This window comes from Candidatus Eremiobacterota bacterium (assembly GCA_031082125.1).
Lineage (GTDB): Bacteria > Vulcanimicrobiota > CADAWZ01 > CADAWZ01 > Ess09-12 > Ess09-12.
The window spans coordinates 1-16,764 of record JAVHLM010000057.1; the positions used below are offsets into that span (position 1 = coordinate 1).

24 protein-coding genes are annotated in these 16,764 nt (G+C 46.7%); 7 read left to right on the forward strand and 17 right to left on the reverse strand.

Features of this window, described 5'->3' with window-relative positions:
• The first annotated feature begins 433 nt into the window (after nt 1-433).
• The 3 genes from RDV48_30840 to RDV48_30850 all read left to right on the forward strand — a co-directional run bounded on the left by RDV48_30840 (nt 434) and on the right by RDV48_30850 (nt 1,318).
• Complete coding sequence (locus RDV48_30840; GenBank protein ID MDQ7827231.1) at nt 434-679, forward strand: ribbon-helix-helix protein, CopG family; 246 nt, start codon at nt 434-436, stop codon at nt 677-679.
• Between the two features lie 124 nt (nt 680-803).
• Nucleotides 804-947, forward strand: coding sequence for a type II toxin-antitoxin system RelE/ParE family toxin (locus tag RDV48_30845; GenBank protein MDQ7827232.1), 144 nt, complete (start codon nt 804-806; stop codon nt 945-947).
• Nucleotides 948-1,123: 176 nt separating this feature from the next.
• Entirely contained in the window at nt 1,124-1,318 is a 195-nt protein-coding gene (locus RDV48_30850) for a type II toxin-antitoxin system HicA family toxin (GenBank protein MDQ7827233.1), read from the forward strand.
• A 94-nt stretch (nt 1,319-1,412) separates the two neighbouring features.
• Here RDV48_30850 and RDV48_30855 read toward each other — a convergent pair whose 3' ends face one another.
• The 6 genes from RDV48_30855 to RDV48_30880 form a co-directional block, all read right to left on the reverse strand.
• On the reverse strand, nt 1,413-2,069 hold the full coding sequence (locus RDV48_30855; protein MDQ7827234.1) for a hypothetical protein: 657 nt from the start codon (nt 2,067-2,069) through the stop codon (nt 1,413-1,415).
• A gap of 155 nt (nt 2,070-2,224) precedes the next feature.
• Nucleotides 2,225-2,713, reverse strand: a complete 489-nt coding sequence (locus RDV48_30860; GenBank protein MDQ7827235.1) for a hypothetical protein — start codon at nt 2,711-2,713, stop codon at nt 2,225-2,227.
• Nucleotides 2,707-2,898, reverse strand: a complete 192-nt coding sequence (locus RDV48_30865) for a hypothetical protein (GenBank protein MDQ7827236.1) — start codon at nt 2,896-2,898, stop codon at nt 2,707-2,709. Before RDV48_30865 ends, RDV48_30860 begins: the two co-directional genes overlap by 7 nt.
• The gene (locus RDV48_30870) at nt 2,898-3,644 is read right to left on the reverse strand and encodes a hypothetical protein (protein MDQ7827237.1); all 747 of its coding nucleotides are present in this window, start codon (nt 3,642-3,644) and stop codon (nt 2,898-2,900) included. The genes RDV48_30865 and RDV48_30870 overlap by 1 nt, the downstream gene beginning before the upstream one ends.
• Before the next feature lie 277 nt (nt 3,645-3,921).
• The gene (locus tag RDV48_30875; protein MDQ7827238.1) at nt 3,922-4,050 is read right to left on the reverse strand and encodes a hypothetical protein; all 129 of its coding nucleotides are present in this window, start codon (nt 4,048-4,050) and stop codon (nt 3,922-3,924) included.
• Nucleotides 4,038-5,120 carry a type IV toxin-antitoxin system AbiEi family antitoxin gene (locus tag RDV48_30880; GenBank protein MDQ7827239.1) on the reverse strand — a complete coding sequence of 361 codons (1,083 nt, stop codon included), beginning with the start codon at nt 5,118-5,120 and terminating at the stop codon, nt 4,038-4,040. Before RDV48_30880 ends, RDV48_30875 begins: the two co-directional genes overlap by 13 nt.
• 209 nt (nt 5,121-5,329) lie before the next feature.
• Here RDV48_30880 and RDV48_30885 point away from each other — a divergent pair, with 209 nt between their 5' ends.
• The gene (locus tag RDV48_30885) at nt 5,330-5,989 is read left to right on the forward strand and encodes a GGDEF domain-containing protein (GenBank protein ID MDQ7827240.1); all 660 of its coding nucleotides are present in this window, start codon (nt 5,330-5,332) and stop codon (nt 5,987-5,989) included.
• 156 nt (nt 5,990-6,145) lie between these two features.
• Here the strand turns inward: RDV48_30885 and RDV48_30890 are convergent, their stop codons facing one another.
• On the reverse strand, nt 6,146-6,496 hold the full coding sequence (locus RDV48_30890; protein MDQ7827241.1) for a helix-turn-helix transcriptional regulator: 351 nt from the start codon (nt 6,494-6,496) through the stop codon (nt 6,146-6,148).
• A complete protein-coding gene (locus RDV48_30895) occupies nt 6,496-6,849 on the reverse strand; it encodes a type II toxin-antitoxin system RelE/ParE family toxin (protein MDQ7827242.1) in 354 nt (117 codons plus the stop codon). Before RDV48_30895 ends, RDV48_30890 begins: the two co-directional genes overlap by 1 nt.
• 195 nt (nt 6,850-7,044) lie before the next feature.
• Between RDV48_30895 and RDV48_30900 the strand changes: the two genes are divergently transcribed.
• The 3 genes from RDV48_30900 to RDV48_30910 all read left to right on the forward strand — a co-directional run bounded on the left by RDV48_30900 (nt 7,045) and on the right by RDV48_30910 (nt 8,678).
• A complete protein-coding gene (locus tag RDV48_30900; GenBank protein ID MDQ7827243.1) occupies nt 7,045-7,755 on the forward strand; it encodes an SIMPL domain-containing protein in 711 nt (236 codons plus the stop codon).
• A gap of 265 nt (nt 7,756-8,020) precedes the next feature.
• Nucleotides 8,021-8,263 (forward strand): CopG family transcriptional regulator, encoded by a 243-nt coding sequence (locus tag RDV48_30905; protein ID MDQ7827244.1) that lies wholly within the window; start codon nt 8,021-8,023, stop codon nt 8,261-8,263.
• Nucleotides 8,250-8,678 (forward strand): PIN domain-containing protein, encoded by a 429-nt coding sequence (locus RDV48_30910; protein ID MDQ7827245.1) that lies wholly within the window; start codon nt 8,250-8,252, stop codon nt 8,676-8,678. Before RDV48_30905 ends, RDV48_30910 begins: the two co-directional genes overlap by 14 nt.
• A 55-nt stretch (nt 8,679-8,733) precedes the next feature.
• Here the strand turns inward: RDV48_30910 and RDV48_30915 are convergent, their stop codons facing one another.
• From RDV48_30915 to RDV48_30955, 9 genes are all read right to left on the reverse strand, one after another.
• The gene (locus tag RDV48_30915; protein ID MDQ7827246.1) at nt 8,734-11,439 is read right to left on the reverse strand and encodes a serine/threonine-protein kinase; all 2,706 of its coding nucleotides are present in this window, start codon (nt 11,437-11,439) and stop codon (nt 8,734-8,736) included.
• 145 nt (nt 11,440-11,584) lie between these two features.
• The gene (locus RDV48_30920; protein MDQ7827247.1) at nt 11,585-11,944 is read right to left on the reverse strand and encodes a helix-turn-helix transcriptional regulator; all 360 of its coding nucleotides are present in this window, start codon (nt 11,942-11,944) and stop codon (nt 11,585-11,587) included.
• Between the two features lie 135 nt (nt 11,945-12,079).
• On the reverse strand, nt 12,080-12,292 hold the full coding sequence (locus RDV48_30925) for a hypothetical protein (GenBank protein ID MDQ7827248.1): 213 nt from the start codon (nt 12,290-12,292) through the stop codon (nt 12,080-12,082).
• Nucleotides 12,293-12,478: 186 nt separating this feature from the next.
• Complete coding sequence (locus tag RDV48_30930) at nt 12,479-13,612, reverse strand: hypothetical protein (GenBank protein ID MDQ7827249.1); 1,134 nt, start codon at nt 13,610-13,612, stop codon at nt 12,479-12,481.
• A 459-nt stretch (nt 13,613-14,071) separates the two neighbouring features.
• Nucleotides 14,072-14,488, reverse strand: a complete 417-nt coding sequence (locus RDV48_30935) for a hypothetical protein (GenBank protein MDQ7827250.1) — start codon at nt 14,486-14,488, stop codon at nt 14,072-14,074.
• Nucleotides 14,489-14,605: 117 nt separating this feature from the next.
• Entirely contained in the window at nt 14,606-15,043 is a 438-nt protein-coding gene (gene gspG, locus RDV48_30940; GenBank protein MDQ7827251.1) for a type II secretion system major pseudopilin GspG, read from the reverse strand.
• A 110-nt stretch (nt 15,044-15,153) separates the two neighbouring features.
• On the reverse strand, nt 15,154-15,867 hold the full coding sequence (locus RDV48_30945) for a GGDEF domain-containing protein (GenBank protein ID MDQ7827252.1): 714 nt from the start codon (nt 15,865-15,867) through the stop codon (nt 15,154-15,156).
• A 107-nt stretch (nt 15,868-15,974) separates the two neighbouring features.
• A complete protein-coding gene (locus tag RDV48_30950; GenBank protein MDQ7827253.1) occupies nt 15,975-16,328 on the reverse strand; it encodes a CopG family antitoxin in 354 nt (117 codons plus the stop codon).
• Nucleotides 16,309-16,629: a BrnT family toxin gene (locus tag RDV48_30955; protein MDQ7827254.1), complete on the reverse strand. Its 321-nt coding sequence runs from the start codon at nt 16,627-16,629 to the stop codon at nt 16,309-16,311. Before RDV48_30955 ends, RDV48_30950 begins: the two co-directional genes overlap by 20 nt.
• Between the last annotated feature and the right edge of the window lie 135 nt (nt 16,630-16,764).

Below are 16,764 nucleotides of genomic sequence, written 5' to 3' on the forward strand. Positions count from 1 at the left end.
TTACCAGTAATTTTGACTGGGATTCTTGTGGTATGGATAGGTGGGACGGGGCAGTCAAATGGCCGGATCTTTTCTAAGGAGGCACAAGGCGCCGTGCTTGACCTAAAGCACTCTCTTGTCATTGATGCCACTGAGGCCCCTACCTTTTTTGGGTTCTATTGAGAAAGTCAATTAACCTTTGCCCCATGTGGTAATTAATTTTTGACCCACCCTGCGACAATAGAAATTTTACCAGCATTGGCTTTCCTTGTCTATGCCTTATCAGTTCTTAAGAATTCTGTTTCTGGCGGCAAGTTCCATGGATGGATGTTCTGGCACTACTATGATATCTAAAGGCATTCCATATGCGCCAGGTACTCATAATTATAATCTCAAATCCCTTCAAAATTGATCTTTATGCAATTCGGTATTATAATGAATACAGGAGGTTACCGTGAAAAACGTTATGACTGTACGAGTGGATCCAAAAGTAAAAAAGAGGCTTGAGAAACTGGCGCGTGCCACCGCGCGAACAAAATCTTTCCTTGTCGCTGATGCCATCGAAGAGTATCTAAGAATAAACGAATGGCATATAGAGGCGATTGAGAAAGGCATACTCCAGGCGGAAAATGGCTCTCTCACGCCTCACGAGGAAGTAAGAAAGAAGTGGGAGGCAAAGCTTGCAGATCCTATGGACTGACACTGGCATCTCAAGACCTTGAACCAATTGCAGCATATATAGGTGCCGATAAGCCCGAGCGGTTTCCCGGCAGGTTCTCATCATAATCGATGCGGTAGAGAATTTCATCGCACAAAGTCCCGGGCTGGGTCGTCCCGGGCGCGTTCCCGGCACAAGAGAGCTTGTTGTTCCGGGGACAAAATATATTGTGGCATATCGAGTAAGACACAGATCATTACAGATATTGAGGGTTCTGCATGGGGCAAGGAAATGGCCTGAGGAGTTTTAGGACCTCAAAATGAGCCGCAATACCCCCGCCTTGAAGGGATGTCATAATGATGTGCCTGAGAGAGCTTGTTGAGGAGCAGAAGTCTATTGACTTAAAATATCCTGAGATTATAGTGGTGAAGCATCTGGAGATAGCGCTATGAGCGAGAGACTGCCGTTGTTGAAGCCAGAGAGGAACTGAACAAGGTTCTTGAGGAACTGGGCTTTGTCAATACGAGGAAGTCTCCTGAAAGTCACCGACACTATTGCCATCCTGACGGGAGCAAGACAAAGGTTCCCTTTCATAAGGGCACGAACATAGGGCGGGGACTTTTAAGAAAGATCCTCAGGGATATAAAGATTACCCCAGAAGAACTTGGAAAACTGTTGTGAACTGCCGTGTCGGCAGAGGACCTGCACTGAGCGACATCCCCGAGATGAACGACCTGCATAATAAGAGTCCACAGAAATTCTCTTATGCAGAAATTTATCTATCTTTCCATTTCAATTGAAGATTGGGATCTGCTGAAATCAATGTATTTCGAAACTTTTCATCCATGATGATTTTTGTCGCCATTTTTCCCAATGCATTATGATTCGGCCGATCATCACCATACCATTCCCGGATCCCGAAGACGGTCCGAGAATTGTTGGTGAATAAAAATTCTGTCTTCCTGAGGCTGAAATCAAGATTGTCGGGATATTCATAATAAACGGCAAATTCCCATTGATGGCTCATGAGGTGCCTTGGAAGACCCTGCGGTTCCAGCTCACACCAGTCACCTATCCGACTGGTTATTCTGACAATATGATCAGGGCTTTTCTGAAGCTCATCTATTATCGCTCTCACCGCCTCAGCCTGTCCCTGGTTTATGACTATATCAAGGGCATGCCCTTTGCTGACGAGACTTGTAAAATATGGGATCCTGTGCGCTGCCAGTGCCTGATCGAGAAGGTATATCTGTTCACTGCGCAATTTCTCGAATAGACGTCCAAAGACCATTTCCAAATGGAAATGCGGTATCTTGATTTCAACGGGGCCCTCTTTCATATGAGTGGCGTGCTTGAACAAGTCAATCTGTTTTTCTTTGTGTGATTTACTTGAACGTCTATTCTGCTGACCCTGCCAGCCAGAGAGCTTCATAAAATATCAACCACCGTAAGCGAACCAGCAAGTAATTATTCCAATCATATTTTAGCACAAAAGGGTGACCAGGTGAATGGGATCAGGCAGTTCTGTCGATGAAGGTTCTCTTACCCCTGTTTTATACTGCAGCCCTGTTCTCCATGATTCTGCTCTCAACGCTCTTCTATAAATCCTTTTATGGAATCATATTGAGGGTACCCGTTTCTGTGATTCGCATGGTGGCTTTTCAGGAAGAATTTATGATAATCCCCGCTGCAATAAATCGTATAAGTCATTGAATCTGCAGATGTCAAATAGCCTTTGGAATAGGTATCCTTCCGGGCAGAGGGGCAAGTGGGAATTTCTCTTATTTTATCAGGCTTTAATTCCTCAAGCGATGAAGGATATCGCCCTTCATGAGCCTCGGCAAATTTTTCAAGAGATAAGGCAATACTGTGCAGGTTGGACGAACAGGCGACATACTGTCCACAGTGACGAACATGGATAAAATGCGGCAGAGCAATCCCCAGAAACAGAACAAGAAATATTCCAAGCAATATCAATGCCTTTTTCCATTTCTTTCTTGCAAGGCTGCTGATCGCAAGAAATGGAAGTGAGATAAACAAACCAATCAGGATAACGAGAATTATCACATTTACCATTGCTTATTCTTCCAAGCCGCCGTCTTGAGAGTCCAACTATTTGTGGAAGTCATTATGCCCGAACCTTTGCACTTTCTTGTTCCAATGATCTGTGCAACATGATAGACAGGAGGAAGCTTTGCATATTCCTCGAAAACCTCGGCATCACTGAGATGCTGTTCTCTTATTCTTCTCCAGTCTGCCATTATGCCTCACTCCTTCCATAATCCAGCAAGTATAATCTGAAAGCTTTCAGGTACAAATGGCTTTTCATATAGATCGCATATAATTCCAATGAGAGCGAAATAAGCGCGGTGAAGCAGGTATACATCGACATAAAATCTTTCTCATTCTTGGCTTCGTCCAGGTTAAAGAATTTCAGAAAAACTTCCGAGAATCTCATCAACGACCTGTAAATCATCATCATTGTCTTTGTAAGCTCTTTACTGTATGGGTAACGCACTTGCCGCAGCTTCTTGGAAAAGGCTCTCCGATATGAGAGCGAGTTCTCCTTATAACATTCGGCTTCTTCAATTTTCATAACTTCCTCTGATGCTATCCATTTATCAAGATTCTGAATATGGAATAATGCCAAATCTATCTGTAAAGCCACTATAGATTCGATAAAGATACTGCCGCCCACGTATTGAATCTGTGAAAACCAGAAGCAGAAAGCACCAAATGATTCTTCAAGAGAATGGATCGTGGTCATTCTCGAAAATCGCCGCAGATGCTGTAACCCCTCCCCGCACAGCCCATAAATTCTAAGAAGCCTCTGTAATGCATTTTTCAAATGCCCGGAATCTTCGCTATCTAATTCTTCCCCGGTTGTCAATTTCAGTGCCGATGAGAATTTTTTATAAAGATGATGAGTAAAAACATCAAGTGTTTCGATGTGAAACCTGTTTATATTAAGAATTGTCTCTCTGGCATTTATCCGGCTATCAGGCATCTCATGCCGCCTCTCTCTATCCTTCCTGCGTATCAACATCTTCGGACTTGTTCTGAGAAATAAGCGACAAACGCTTCATTTTCTTGACTCCATACGTCTAAAAAATACTTCACACTCATAGGTGGTTACTGAAAACCGGTCAAACAGAAATGCAAAGAACAAAGGACGTGAGCGGGAGCGCGAAGAGGCTCTTCCGTCTGAATATTCACAGGCATTCCACCCTATGCTGTGAGATGAGCACCAATATTGATATTCTTGGCACCTGCAATATTCCCTTTCATTCAGGGACCCAGCCGCCGATGATTCTCATATCATCCCGGTATTCACCAAGCAAATGCACAAGCTCAAGCATCACCGAGTTTGCGGCTTCCGTCATTTCATGCGAATAATCATTTATATCTTCCATGCCGGTCTTATAACCTCTTCGAGGAGTGCCTCTGCGGCCTCTTTCCCCCTGCCCGGATACCTGTTAAGGTCAAGGTACAACTGGACAGGTGACACGATCCCGATCCCATTTACTTCCCTTGAGCCATAAAATACATACTCATCATAGGGACTCCAGAGACTGATATTCGCTCCCCTGTCCGCTGGTTTGATTTTCATTGAAGATTCTATGAGGCCGATAGCATCACTCTCAATGAATATCATAGCCTGCTGATAGCGGACTGCGGGGGCCAGTCTCGCCGCGCCGGAAAAGCCAGCCAAACCATAGCTGATTCCTTTCTTTTTACAGAATCCAGCTATTTCAGATTCTAGTACCGCGATTGATTTCATGCTGTAGTATGACCTTATCATATTGGCTTCGTAAAGATAATTCTCAGCCCACTTGCTCAGGAGCTGCTCCGGCTCTTTTACCGTGATACCGTCTTTCGTATCGGTGACGAATTCCTGCTCCATCAGCTTTTTCTTGATGTTGGATGCAAGGCCGAGACTCACTTTTGCCTTACGTGACAGCTCCTGCACCTTCCATATTTTACCTGGATTGTCCAGCAGCACCCTTAATATGCGGGTCGCCCTTGGTGAAAAGAGTGAGCCAAGCTCCCTTTTCTCCTGAAAAAGACTCGGATAGTTGCTTTTCTCTATGAAGACATTCTTGAATGAGAGGGAGCAGTTGCCGGAAAAATCAATATAACCTCTCCCTTCGCTTCTGCAGATCTCTGCTGATCGGGGAGATATATAGGGAGCCATTATGATACAATATGCATTACGAAACCTATCCTTATGGCGGAGAAAATGATTGATCGCACGGTTAACGAATCGTGGCTGACCGCTATTTTCCACTTCGATAACAAGCAGCTGATCCCCTGAAGAGGGGACTCTCACTCTCGCGATGAGCGCCGCATCAGCCTCCTTATTTTCTTTGATTCGGCTGCCGGGTATCCTGGCGGTCTCAGTGATCTCAAGAATTTTAAGAAAGGGGATCCTTGATAACGTCTCTCTCAGGGCCTCAGCGGCTCTTTTCTCAATATCTTTCATCCCGAAGGCCTTTCATTAAAAATATCGATTTCAACATCCTGCTGAAATATATAATATCAGTGAAAGCAAAAAAAGTCAATCTCTGTCCTTTAAAGCTTGCCTGATAAGTCATAAGGATGTTTCATTATCCACTTTTCTGTTATAATAGCCTTGATATTGCAATTACATGACCTTCAGGGTAGGGGATGCTCTGATGGTGTAATGAGAGGGTGAATCAGATCGAACAGAATCCTTATATCAATCCAGATGATGAAAATGCCCCCGAGATAACTCTTGAAGAGGCTTACATTCCACTTGATGTCTATAACTATAATTATCTGCAGCGGCGAGTCAGCAATGCGTGCGCATTTTTCATGAGATGCAGCCTGCCTTTCGGCCTTATCATCATTGATATCGATCATTTCAAGCGCTTTAACGATTTGCATGGGTCTGACAAGGGAGACCTTCTCCTCAACAATTTCGTCAGCATGGTAAAATCATTCATGCGACGTGGTGACCTGCTTTCCAGTTACGGCGAAGACTCGTATGTCCTTATCCTGAGGGAGAGCGAATGGGGTTATTGTGCGCAGCGGGCCGAGACTATAAGGAAGGAGTTCCTGGAGAGATTCCACGATGAGCCGGCAAAGCTCAGTATAAGTATCGGTGCGGTAGTTTACCCTTATGCTTCACGGCAGGTGTCGGAGCTCATCACTGAAGCGCATTATGCTCTTCACCTCTCAAAAAATCGAGGAGGAAACTGCGTGACAATATTTCCCACTGCACCCCCCGCCGGTCCCCCGGGTGCTTCATTCCCTGCCCATGTGGATCCACCACGGCATCCTCCGGCTCTCTCATCGGGGTATGAGCAGAGTTTCCCCGAAGACTTGTGAGAGCTCCCAGGTGAAAGGGAGAAAGAATCTGACAAAGCAGCGGATCACAGGATAGGAAGGGAGGTAAATAACGCAAACAGGACAATGGAAGTCAAAATCTGGCTCGACACTCTTCTCTTTGTTCTCTAGTAGCAGAAAGCCCATATTTGGATATTATCATCCTTCTGCCGCTTTTTTTATGTTCACTGCATGCCCTTCTCCACGAGCCGATAATCTCATCTTTAGCTTTTTCCTGGGTTTGATTTTAATGGTAATGGGCGTTTCGAGCGCTTCCGCAATTTTTAAAAGTGTTTCTATCGAGCACCCCAGATACTTGCCGCTCTCTATCCTTGCAATTGCCGGCTGCTTTGTTCCTATCAGCCTGGCAAGCCCCTCCTGCGTGAGCCCCTTGCTCTTTCTCGCCCTTATTATCTGTGCAACAAGATCGATGGGAGGAAGCTTTGCGTATTCCTCCAAAACCTCAGCATCACTAAGATGCTGTTCCCTGAGCCTTCTCCAGTTTGCCATTATGCCTCGCTCCTTTTAATATAATCGAGCATCCGTTTAAGGGCAATTTCTATATGTGGTGAGGGAGTTCTTTGAGTCACTTTTCTAAAGGCGTGTAAGAGAACAAAGGTATTTTTTCCATCATATAGGAAATACAGTATCCTGTTCGACGCCGGCCTGAGCTCCCACATCCCCGTGTCCTTGAGATATCTTGCATAGGGCATTTCAAGCTCAATTCCCATCATTTCCAAGAGATCGATTATCCAGTCAAATTTTGCTTTCTCCTTCTTTGAGCTGAGGCTTACATAAAAATCCTCTACTGGAATATTTCCTTTCGCGTCCTCATAAAACTCAACATTCCACTTCATATTCATATTATAACATATTTGTTATAAATTGTTAAGGGTGGCATTGAAGAGGTGACATGGAAAATGATAAAGAGAGGTATAGTTATTGCGCAGGGAAGAGGACTTGAGGGATAAAGCAGATAATAATAAAGATACCCAAAGAACTTCAAAACTATAACGAGATAAGCTGGATAAGTCTTTCTTTCTGCAGGGAGGGAGATCATGAAGCGTGTATTTTTTGCTCTGTTATTCGTTATTTTTGCAGTGAGCGCTCCGTTGGCAGCAGATGAGCTAAAGCAGCCTTCAATAGTGGTTTATGGCACGGCCACAATAGAAATAGCGCCGGATCTGTTGATCTGGCACCTTCGATTATGCAACAAGGGACCCAGAATGCCTGTTGTTGCCCAGGAAAATGCTGCTCTCACAGAACAGGTTCTAAGTTATTTAAGAAGACAGAAAATCCCCGAGGCCAATATTCAAACCAATGGAATGAGTTTTGGAGAGGACTGGGACTATAATACAAAGATAAAAACAAAGCTAGGCTATTTCGCAGAAACAGAGATCCTTTTTCGAACAAACAATTTAGAGAGTTATAAAGCTCTCTGGGTTGATCTTGCTGAAAACCCTGGTGTTTCAGTTGAGGAAGTCTGTTACGACCATACGCAGCGGATCAGGTATCAGAATGAATCGAGACAGAAGGCAGTGCTTGCAGCCAGGGAAAAAGCCAGGTACCTGGCCGAAACCCTGGGTTGTGAGATTGGGGAGCCCCTTTTGATTGAAGAGGATCTGGAATGGCAGAAATCAGCATCAATGAGCAATATAAAAACGATACTTGAAGATGAAAGTACTCTTGGAATTGCTATAGCTATAGGAAGAATACCAATCTGCACAAGAGTGAAAGTGGCATTTCGGCTTCTTGCGCCGGGGAAATGAGACTCCGAGCCTCCATTCGCAATGTTTTCGGGTCCTTCCCTTTGAAGTAAAGCGTGCTGATATCGAGGGACTCAATTCCCTTTCACAGGCCTGTCTGTCAACATGGCCACCTTCTGATAGCAGAGTCACTGCAGACTGCACCGGGGCGGAGCGCCCTGGCTGATAGTCCATCCCAGGTTGCTGAACAGATACAGCGTGAAAATCTATCTATGACTTGATATTCACGTAAATATGTGTTACACTTATTTATGTGGAGGTTGTTTGAATGGAGCGCCAGAATATCACTCTTTCAATCCCCAGGAAACTGCTGCGCCACGCAAAGCACATCGCAATTGAGAAGGGAACCTCGCTTTCCGGCCTGCTTACCCAGCTCCTGGAGGACCTTGCCCGTGATGACGACAGCTACCGCAGGGCAAAACAGGCTCATCTCGCCATGCTGGAAAAATTTGACCTCAACACCGGTGGAAAGATAGCAGTGACAAGGGGAGATCTCCATGAGCGCCCGTAGCGGGAGGCAGTTCGTAGATACCAATATTCTCGTGTATGCTCATGACCTCTCGGCAGGCAGAAAGCATATCAAGGCAAAAGAGCTCGTGAGCAGCCTCTGGGAAGAAGGCAGCGGATGCCTCAGCATCCAGATACTTCAGGAATTCTTTGTGACGGTGACACAGAAAGTGAAGAGGCCCCTGTCCGACGATTCGGCGATGCTGATACTCTCAGCCCTTGCAAGGTGGAAAGTGCATGCCCCTGACACCGAAGATGTTCTTGAAGCCATCAAGATCCGCGGGCGGTACCAGCTTGCATTCTGGGATGCGATGGTTCTGCAGAGCGCTGAAAAATCAGGCTGCCACATCCTTTGGACAGAAGATCTCTCTCACGGCCAGACATACGGCAATGTAAAAGCCCTCAGCCCTTTCAGGTAAAGGCCGGGGAAAGGGGCAGAAAATCCTGGTTCGTTATTCTTGCGAAGCGCTTCCGTCAACGGGAACAATTACTGACGGCTTTGTCACCGCAGGCTGCACCGGGGCGGATCGCCCTGGCGAAAGTCCCTTCCGGGTAGTACAGATACTGCGCGAAAATCTTACTTTCGGCTCCAGAGGATTCCATCCACAGCAAGTAGAGCTCATTATGCCAGGATTGGAGCTGCTGTCCATACTGGCGGTTTTCCGAAGGGGACAGGCGGAAATCGATGGTGCCCCGGGCTCTTGAGCTGTTCTGCTCGATCTGGCGAAGCATCACATAGGTATGCTTATCGTCCCCCTCATCATTCTCAAGCCAGGAAATCATATAGTCTCCTATCCATTCTCTTCCCAGCAGGCGAGGGGGGCGTGCAATGCATGATTGCAGGGAAATCCCGATTTCACCCCATTGTTTTGTTCCTGAGCCATCAAAGCGCTGCAGGCCTATTTTCCAGCTAAAATGTCCTCCGGCTGCCCACGCGACCACGATCCCGGAATCTCCGTCTGAGATGGCACTCACGTCAAAATGCTTCAACCATACATCAGGGCCGAAACCATCATCACCATAAGGCTCTTTAGGGTTCCTCCGGGTCGCCACGATCCCGTCTCCCTCCCACCGCTGAACGCCATCCGAAGATAGGGCCTGCACATAAATCCGGCTCGAAGTCTCATCCCGGTAGTCTTCCCAGGCAGCTATCGCCCCTCCTTTTTCATCCTTGACCAAGGCGCAGTTCCTTTGCGCATACTGGGCGATGCATACCGGGACTCCCTTCCTGTCCCAGAGGATCTCCCCCTTTGCGCTTATCCTCTGGGCATAGATATCAAAGTTCGTTATCGTGGCTTCCATTTCCATCAGATGCGGATTGTTTCTTGCATCCTCCCATGCGATGACGGCGCCCCCTTTGTCATCACTTACAAGCTGGGGCCTGTTGACCCATTTCCCCTGGCCCGAAGCCTCCGCAATAGTTATCCCCGAAGGCCCCCACGGTCTCCTGCCCTCCCTGTCAATCCTCTGCGCCCTCAACACCTGGGTGTCAGCCCACGAGATTATCACGCCCCCCTCCATATCGCTGACTATAGAAGGAGGATCGGTGCAGCCCGCGATCTCGGATGCTTCAATTCCACTGCCTTCCCAGAGCAATCTCCCTTCGGAATTGATGCGCTGGATGAAAATGCTGAGAGGAGAATTATCCGCAGTGCTTCCCTTTCTGATGTCGCACCAGATGACATACCACCCGTTATCAGAGTCTGAAAGTATCCTGGGCCACGCTTTCTTCTGCTCCAGGGGGCAGAGAAGCTTCCCGTTGTCGGTCCATACCCTCTTTCCCACGACGATTTTCTGAAGATAAAGCCACGACCTTTCATCCCAGGTATTGACAAAGGCAACGACCAGTGACGTGTATCCTTCTGGTGCGAAAGAGAACGAAGCCTCCTGAGAGCCCTCAAGCTTCGTCACCTGGATTCCCTTCTCTCCCCAGTTGTAATTATAGATGGGGGTCACGGGCCTTTTCCCGTTCACAGGCACATCCTTGCTGTACACTGCCGGAGTCTCATTCGCAGGCCCCCCGTAAGCTCCTTTGGAATACATGCGCTCGGCGAGCAGCCACTGGCCATTTGCAAGCACCGGCAATAATGCGACAATGGTGAGGTAGAGCGCGACTCCGTCGCACAGGGCAAGCTTCTTTTCCCTCTTTTTCAAGTGAGCGGTGCATGAGAGCATCGCCAGGAAAGCCAGGAGCGCCAGCACAATCAGCAATGCCGCGCAGTTTTCAATGGAATGGACGGGCTCCGAAGAGAGCAGATTCATGAAGGCAAGGATACTTCCATAGAATGCAAGATAGCTCCACCCGGGCCATCTGCGGTACTGCGGCCATCTCTTGAGCATCTCCCTGAAAGAGGCGAGGGGGCCCGACCGCCTGTAGTAGAGGATCATCGTGTCAAGCTTCAGAAGCGAGGTGGTCTGGTAGCGCTCCCCGGGGTTGGGAGAAAGGCAGCGCATGATGATCCTCTCAAGCTCCGGGGGCACGCCGCTCACCCGCTCCTTCAAGGGGGGAAACTTGAAATTGAAAGCCGTCAGGTCCTCGCCGGTGAGCAGATAATAGAGGGTCGCCCCGAAGGAGAACATGTCCGTTCGCATGTCGGACTGCCCGATGCCGTACTGCTCGGGAGGGGAAAAGCCCGGAGTCCCCATGAAATGGGTGTCTCTCAGCTTTTTAGGGTTATAGTGGCGCGCGATGCCGAAATCGATGAGCTTGAGGGTGCCCCTGGCGGTCCGCATGATGTTCGAGGGCTTGAGATCCCGGTATATCACCGGATAGGGCTTCCGGGTATGGAGGTACTCAATGATCGACGAGAGCTGCCAGGCCATCGGGATAAGCTCCTCCGGCGTGAAGGGGCGGCCGTTCTTCTCCACGATCTCGTCCAGGGTCTCGCCCTCGATATACTCCATCACGAGAAACTGCGAGTCTCCCTGCAAAAAGGAGTCAATGAAGCGCGGCATGCCCCGATGCCTCATGGACTTGAGCATGGAAATCTCCCGCCCGAACAGCTCGGAATACTCCCTTTTCTCGTCGGGGCTGCTCCCCGTCAGGTCAAGCTCCTTCAGAGCAAGAAGGGAGCCTCCCGCCCCGGTGTCCTCAACAAGATACACGACACCCGAGGAGCCCTCACCGAGGGGCTTCACCATCTTGTACCTGCCCTGTATGATATCACCTGCGCTCAGCATAAGCCCGTCCCTGCGAGGTACCTGCTGAAAGACGGCTGCCTCCTGAATGCGCAGCCTTGTTTATCATAATTTGCCCAATAAGTCTCACAGAATGTATTAATTCTTTGCTTCCTCCGGTACCATTCTTCCATATCAGTCAAGGCTCTCAGAGCAGGCTGCGGTAGTCACATCCCAGAACTTTGGAGAGCCTGCATGCCATATTCCTGCCGATGGGGCGCTTCCCGTTTTCCATCTGGGACAGATGGCCCTTCGGAACCCCCGATTTTTCCGAGAGATCCGCCAGGCTCAGGCCGGAGCCCTGACGATAAAGGCGGAGCGCCTTGCCCGGAGTCATATCTGCCCGCATCTTCTTATACCATTGGGTTTCTTCAACATCCACATACTCTTCGTCTTCTTCAACCACAAGGTTGTCATCATAAAGGCGGCGAAGGTCCCTGAGCACTGTCTCAGCCCCTTCGCCGGTGATACGGATATCAGTAGGGGGTACCTTCACGCGAGCCAACATAGTACACCTCGATCCGCAGAATATTCTTTTCGCTGCGCCAGCACGCCACCCATTTCCTGCTGAGATGGCAGATAAAAACCCTGTACATAGCTCACACCCTTATGTTACCATTTTTGGTAACACCTGTCAATTCAATCAAGGCCCGCCAAGTATGATATCCTCAACTATATTCTGAGAATTCAGATAAATATAGGCATAGTATCCATCCCTGTTGTACATCAGGACCTTGTTCTCGATGGTCTTCCGGGGATGGTTTGTAGGGTCGAAGGAAGCAATGCTTTTTGGGGCATCACGGGTGGCGATCTCATCGGGCTGCCCCAGGTGGCGGATTACTTCTTCTTCAGACATGCCGACCTTGACGGGCTTGAAAGGCTCATAAGCACTATTGTGAGAACTTATTATAGCAATTAGAGAAAACAACAGAAGTAGGAGCACGCCTATGATTAGTATTGAAAATCTGATAGATTTTTCCATAATATGCTAAAGAACTTCAAAATATATCTCAGAGATAATCACTTCAGGGCCTATAAATCCTTACCACCAAGCCCCCTTTTGAACCCATGCAAAGTTATAAGAATAGCCTGGCACTGCCCAAGCCAGTTTCAGCTCAGTATCAAGTATGCAAAGCAAATGAGTGTAATTATGGTGCATTGCTCTCTTCGGGCTCATCTTCTCTTCTTGTTCCATCGATTCTGTTCTTGATAAAGTGGAAAAAACATATCTATGATTCGGGCTGAAGATCACCTTGCCGGAATAATTCCAGTTTTGATTTTCACTGTCCTTAAACGATATTATTTTCTCAACTTTTCTGGATTTAATATCCATCTTACACAGACTCGCATCATTTTCACGAAACCAGATGCACGATCCATCGGGGGACCAGACAGGATAAACTCCGACGAATGGCATAAACTCTACAGAACCGGAATACATGTCCCAGATGCCTATTTTTCTTTTTCCGCTTGCTAATGTATCAAAAACCACTTCTTTTCGATCATGATGCAAACTGGCACTAAAACAAACCTGCACTTCAGAAAGACTACTTACTATTCTTCCATCAAAATCAAAAGCAGCAAGCCCCATATCACCTGAATCGATGAGGACTATTTCAGGGCTGAAGCAAATGTCTCGAGGATGAAAAACATTTGCTTCAAAAGAATTTGTGGTGAACATCCCTGATTGGATATCAATAGATGCAAATAAATAATCCATTTTTTTCAGCGACAACAGATATGAGTATAATTTTCTGTTGTCCGGCGACAGCTTAAGAAGCCAGTTGAATGCATATCCTTCCGGAGCTTTTGCTATCTCTGCTATTTCGAGACTTGAAAGGGATATTGAGTAAATGTACGATTCCTGCTTAAGAAGCTCGGTAATCGCCTTTCTGTTGAATCGGGAAGTATTAACCAGGCGCTCATCTATTTCTGCGGAATCACGCTCTGAAAAACCGGCAAAATATAAGGTACCGCTTTCGCTGTCGAATTCGTATGGGCAGTCAGGTGTTGCTCTTCTCTCTACCAATATTTTTGGATTTTCAAAATCTGTCGATGAAATTTTCAATGTATTGATATCTTCAAAGACAGCGAGATATTCAATGCCCCTCGGCTCAACAATTCTCCAATCAGGAGACACTTCAAGCATCATATCCTTAATAAAATCTGTTTTCATTTCCTGAAGGAAAAATGACTAATAATGAAATTGCATCGTCACTTTCTCTATATTCAATTTACCATTTTTTTTGAAATCAAGAAAATAGGCCTCACAGCTATTTCTTTCCGTCAGAATAATTTCATATGACACGTCTTTCTTTGTCACAAATGCTTGATCTGGGACATAAATACCAAATCTCATAAAGAAGTATAGTAAGAATATAAGAAACAAGGATAATGTAATTAATACCGCATAGGATTTTCTTAGGTCTGTGATATCTTTCATAGAGGTCAATGATGCTCCTTCTATGATTCAGCCAGATCACTATATATTGCAGCGATTATTTTCAGGGAAAGCATTACTGGGGATGGTTCTTTGTACAATAGTATCTATCATTCATTATACCAGCACCGTCAGCCATTGTCTATGGATCAAATGAAGCGATAGGTATGAGAGAAAAATTGTAATCTCTTTGATTTATGGTTTCCCTTCTTTGAATCGTCGTATCGATTCGAGCCTTTTCTGAACAATGTGACCAATGTCTATATAAACATCTTCCTCAGATCTGCCCGAAAATCCCTCAAGAGCTGTCACCAATTCGAAAAAGAGAAACTTGAGCATTACCGATGAGCTCACTGCAGTGCCCCACATTTCCATCAGAATGAAGCTCTTGATTAATTCAATGAGAGGTTTTGGTTTTTCATTGGGTTCAATGCAGTAAGGTGATTCCAGCTTATAGCTTTCCAGTTCGTGATTTTCATTATATACTATATCCAATGATACCTCTGATTCAGTGAGAATCTGTAATAGCTTCGGCAATTCACCTATAATCCGATCACGATCCACAGGCGAATTGAAGGATATCATCAAACGATTTGCTTCTCTTTTATCCATAATGTCCTTCTGCCCTCTCATGAGTAGCACTTATATCATTTTTGAATGCGGCTCTAGAAACCGCTTCCCTTTCATTCTTTTTAGCCAGTCCCACAGCATTCTGATGGAGTTGAAATCTCACGGGGACGGCCTTCCATTCTTATTTTTCTCTTCCTCACCGGAGATTATATCATCTTTGCTCCTTTTCCGATCTTTTCCAGGCGATAAAAGACTGTATCGTGAATCAGAGCCTGAATAGCGGTATTCATACTCATTCCCCCATGGATCCTTCGGAATCATATCCAGATGAGGCTTCCAGCTCTTGGGCAGCGGTTTCAAAACCGGCCTCTCAACCAACGCCATGAGGCCCTGTTCCGTTGTGGGATACTGCCCGTTATCCTTCTTGTAAAGCTCAAGAGCCTCGGAGATTTCTCTCATCTGTATGATTGCCTTGGTCTTATTATCCTCCGAAGCCAATTTCAAGATCCATGGAATCGTCAATAGAGTAATAATCAGCATAATCGGCACTGTAAAATGCTCAAAGAATTTTCTTGTCGGAGCTGAGCTCCAGTCCATGCAGTGCTCCTTAAAAATCTACTTTTTGCACCATCCTCGCGGATAATGCCTGACGATTTCTCTGCCATCTTGGTTGTGTATTTTTTTCTCTTTCGTCAAATAGTCAGCTCCTATTTTTCTGGGTCATCACTCTGCTGAGTGCCGGAATCCCGAGGAATCTCCCTGGCATTTCCGGAGGAGAGGGCCGGGGGACACCGAGAGGGAGGAACGTTCGATGGGTAGGGGTCATCGGGAGGAGGATCCTTCCGGGGATGGCTATCCATCGGGGGAGGATCATCCCGCCGCGAAGGAGCGCAGTTGAACTCGTCTCCGCCGCTCTTCTTTGACTTAGCAAGCGCCATCTCGGCAGCCGAGAGGAGGTCTTCTTTCGTAAGGGCATCTTCGGGAAATGATGCCATGCCGATACTTGCGGTAATCTTTACCTTGTAGATGCGAAACCTGAAGTAAAAAGCCTCCCTGAGCCTCCCGGCATGCCTTGCCGCATTGTTTTTGTTCCAATTATAAAGAATCACGGCGAACTCGTCGGCACCATAACGGCACACAAGATCGCTTTCCCGGCAATAACTATTGATAAGCATCACGCTCTCTCTCAGAAGTTTATCTCCTTCAGCATAACCCAGGGTGTCGTTGTACTCTTTAAAATGGTCCATATTAATCAGCAGAAGGGAGAAAGGCTTCTGTGCTGTTTCATACTTTTCACATGACTCGGCGAGGCGCTCAATGAAGTGTCGAGGATTATAGAGGCCTGTTACTTCATCAGTTTTTGCAGAAGCTCTAGCCTTTGGATTGAGCGATGAATTATTGAGATGCTCATTCTCCCCCATACACACCTACTATATGCTCAGCTATAAGTTTTCAGGGTGCAGCCAGCAAGTTCACTGTCACACAGAGGATAATCATTTCACACGCAGTGCAGCTTCAAAGACCTGCCTTATATCGCCTTCTTCTTTATCGTACGCTTGATGAGGCCCTCTTCTTCCTCTTTGAGCCTTTCTCTTATCCATTCTTGCATAAGTGCCTGATATTTCACCTTCTTTAACCGGGCCATTTTTTTCACGCCTTCTTTGAGCGAGGGATCGAGCCTTATGGAGACTGGCACCTTCTTCTGCCTCAGGTCGCGGACCTTCACCTCAATATCCTCGAACTCCCCGGGAAAATCCAAAGGGCTGTGGTGTCGCCAGAAAGATGCCATTTCTTCCTCATCCCTGAATTCAGGTATCTTTCCATCCCTGCAGAGCTCGCATCCAGAGCACATTATCGGTTCCTCATCGGATGCCTTTTTCAAGCTGATGCCCTCCTTTCTCTCCATAGAATTTTTTCTCAGCCGCAGTCATCCCACGGGCGCTTATGACTCTCACTATATCATAATCTGGAAGCCTGCCCTTATAGTGAAAGACGACAAACAAATATCTTCCTTCCTCTGTCCTTCCAAAAAGGGCATATCTTCCGCTTCTCGACCGCTTCATCCTCACATATGGATCAAGGAAAACCTGTTCAGCTTCTTCATCGGCCACATTGTGCTTAAGGTTTTTTCCTGTGTTGCCTTCATCCCATTCGAAGCTGTTTATTGTCAGCCGGAGATTCACCACTCACCTCCGCAGGTTATTGTATTTACTTTTTGTATATACATTATATCAGATTACCCTTAAAATTTCAATTTGTGGGAAGGAGAGCCCTGCATAACTCGCAATGAAAATGCCTGTGGGAGATTGTGGACACAA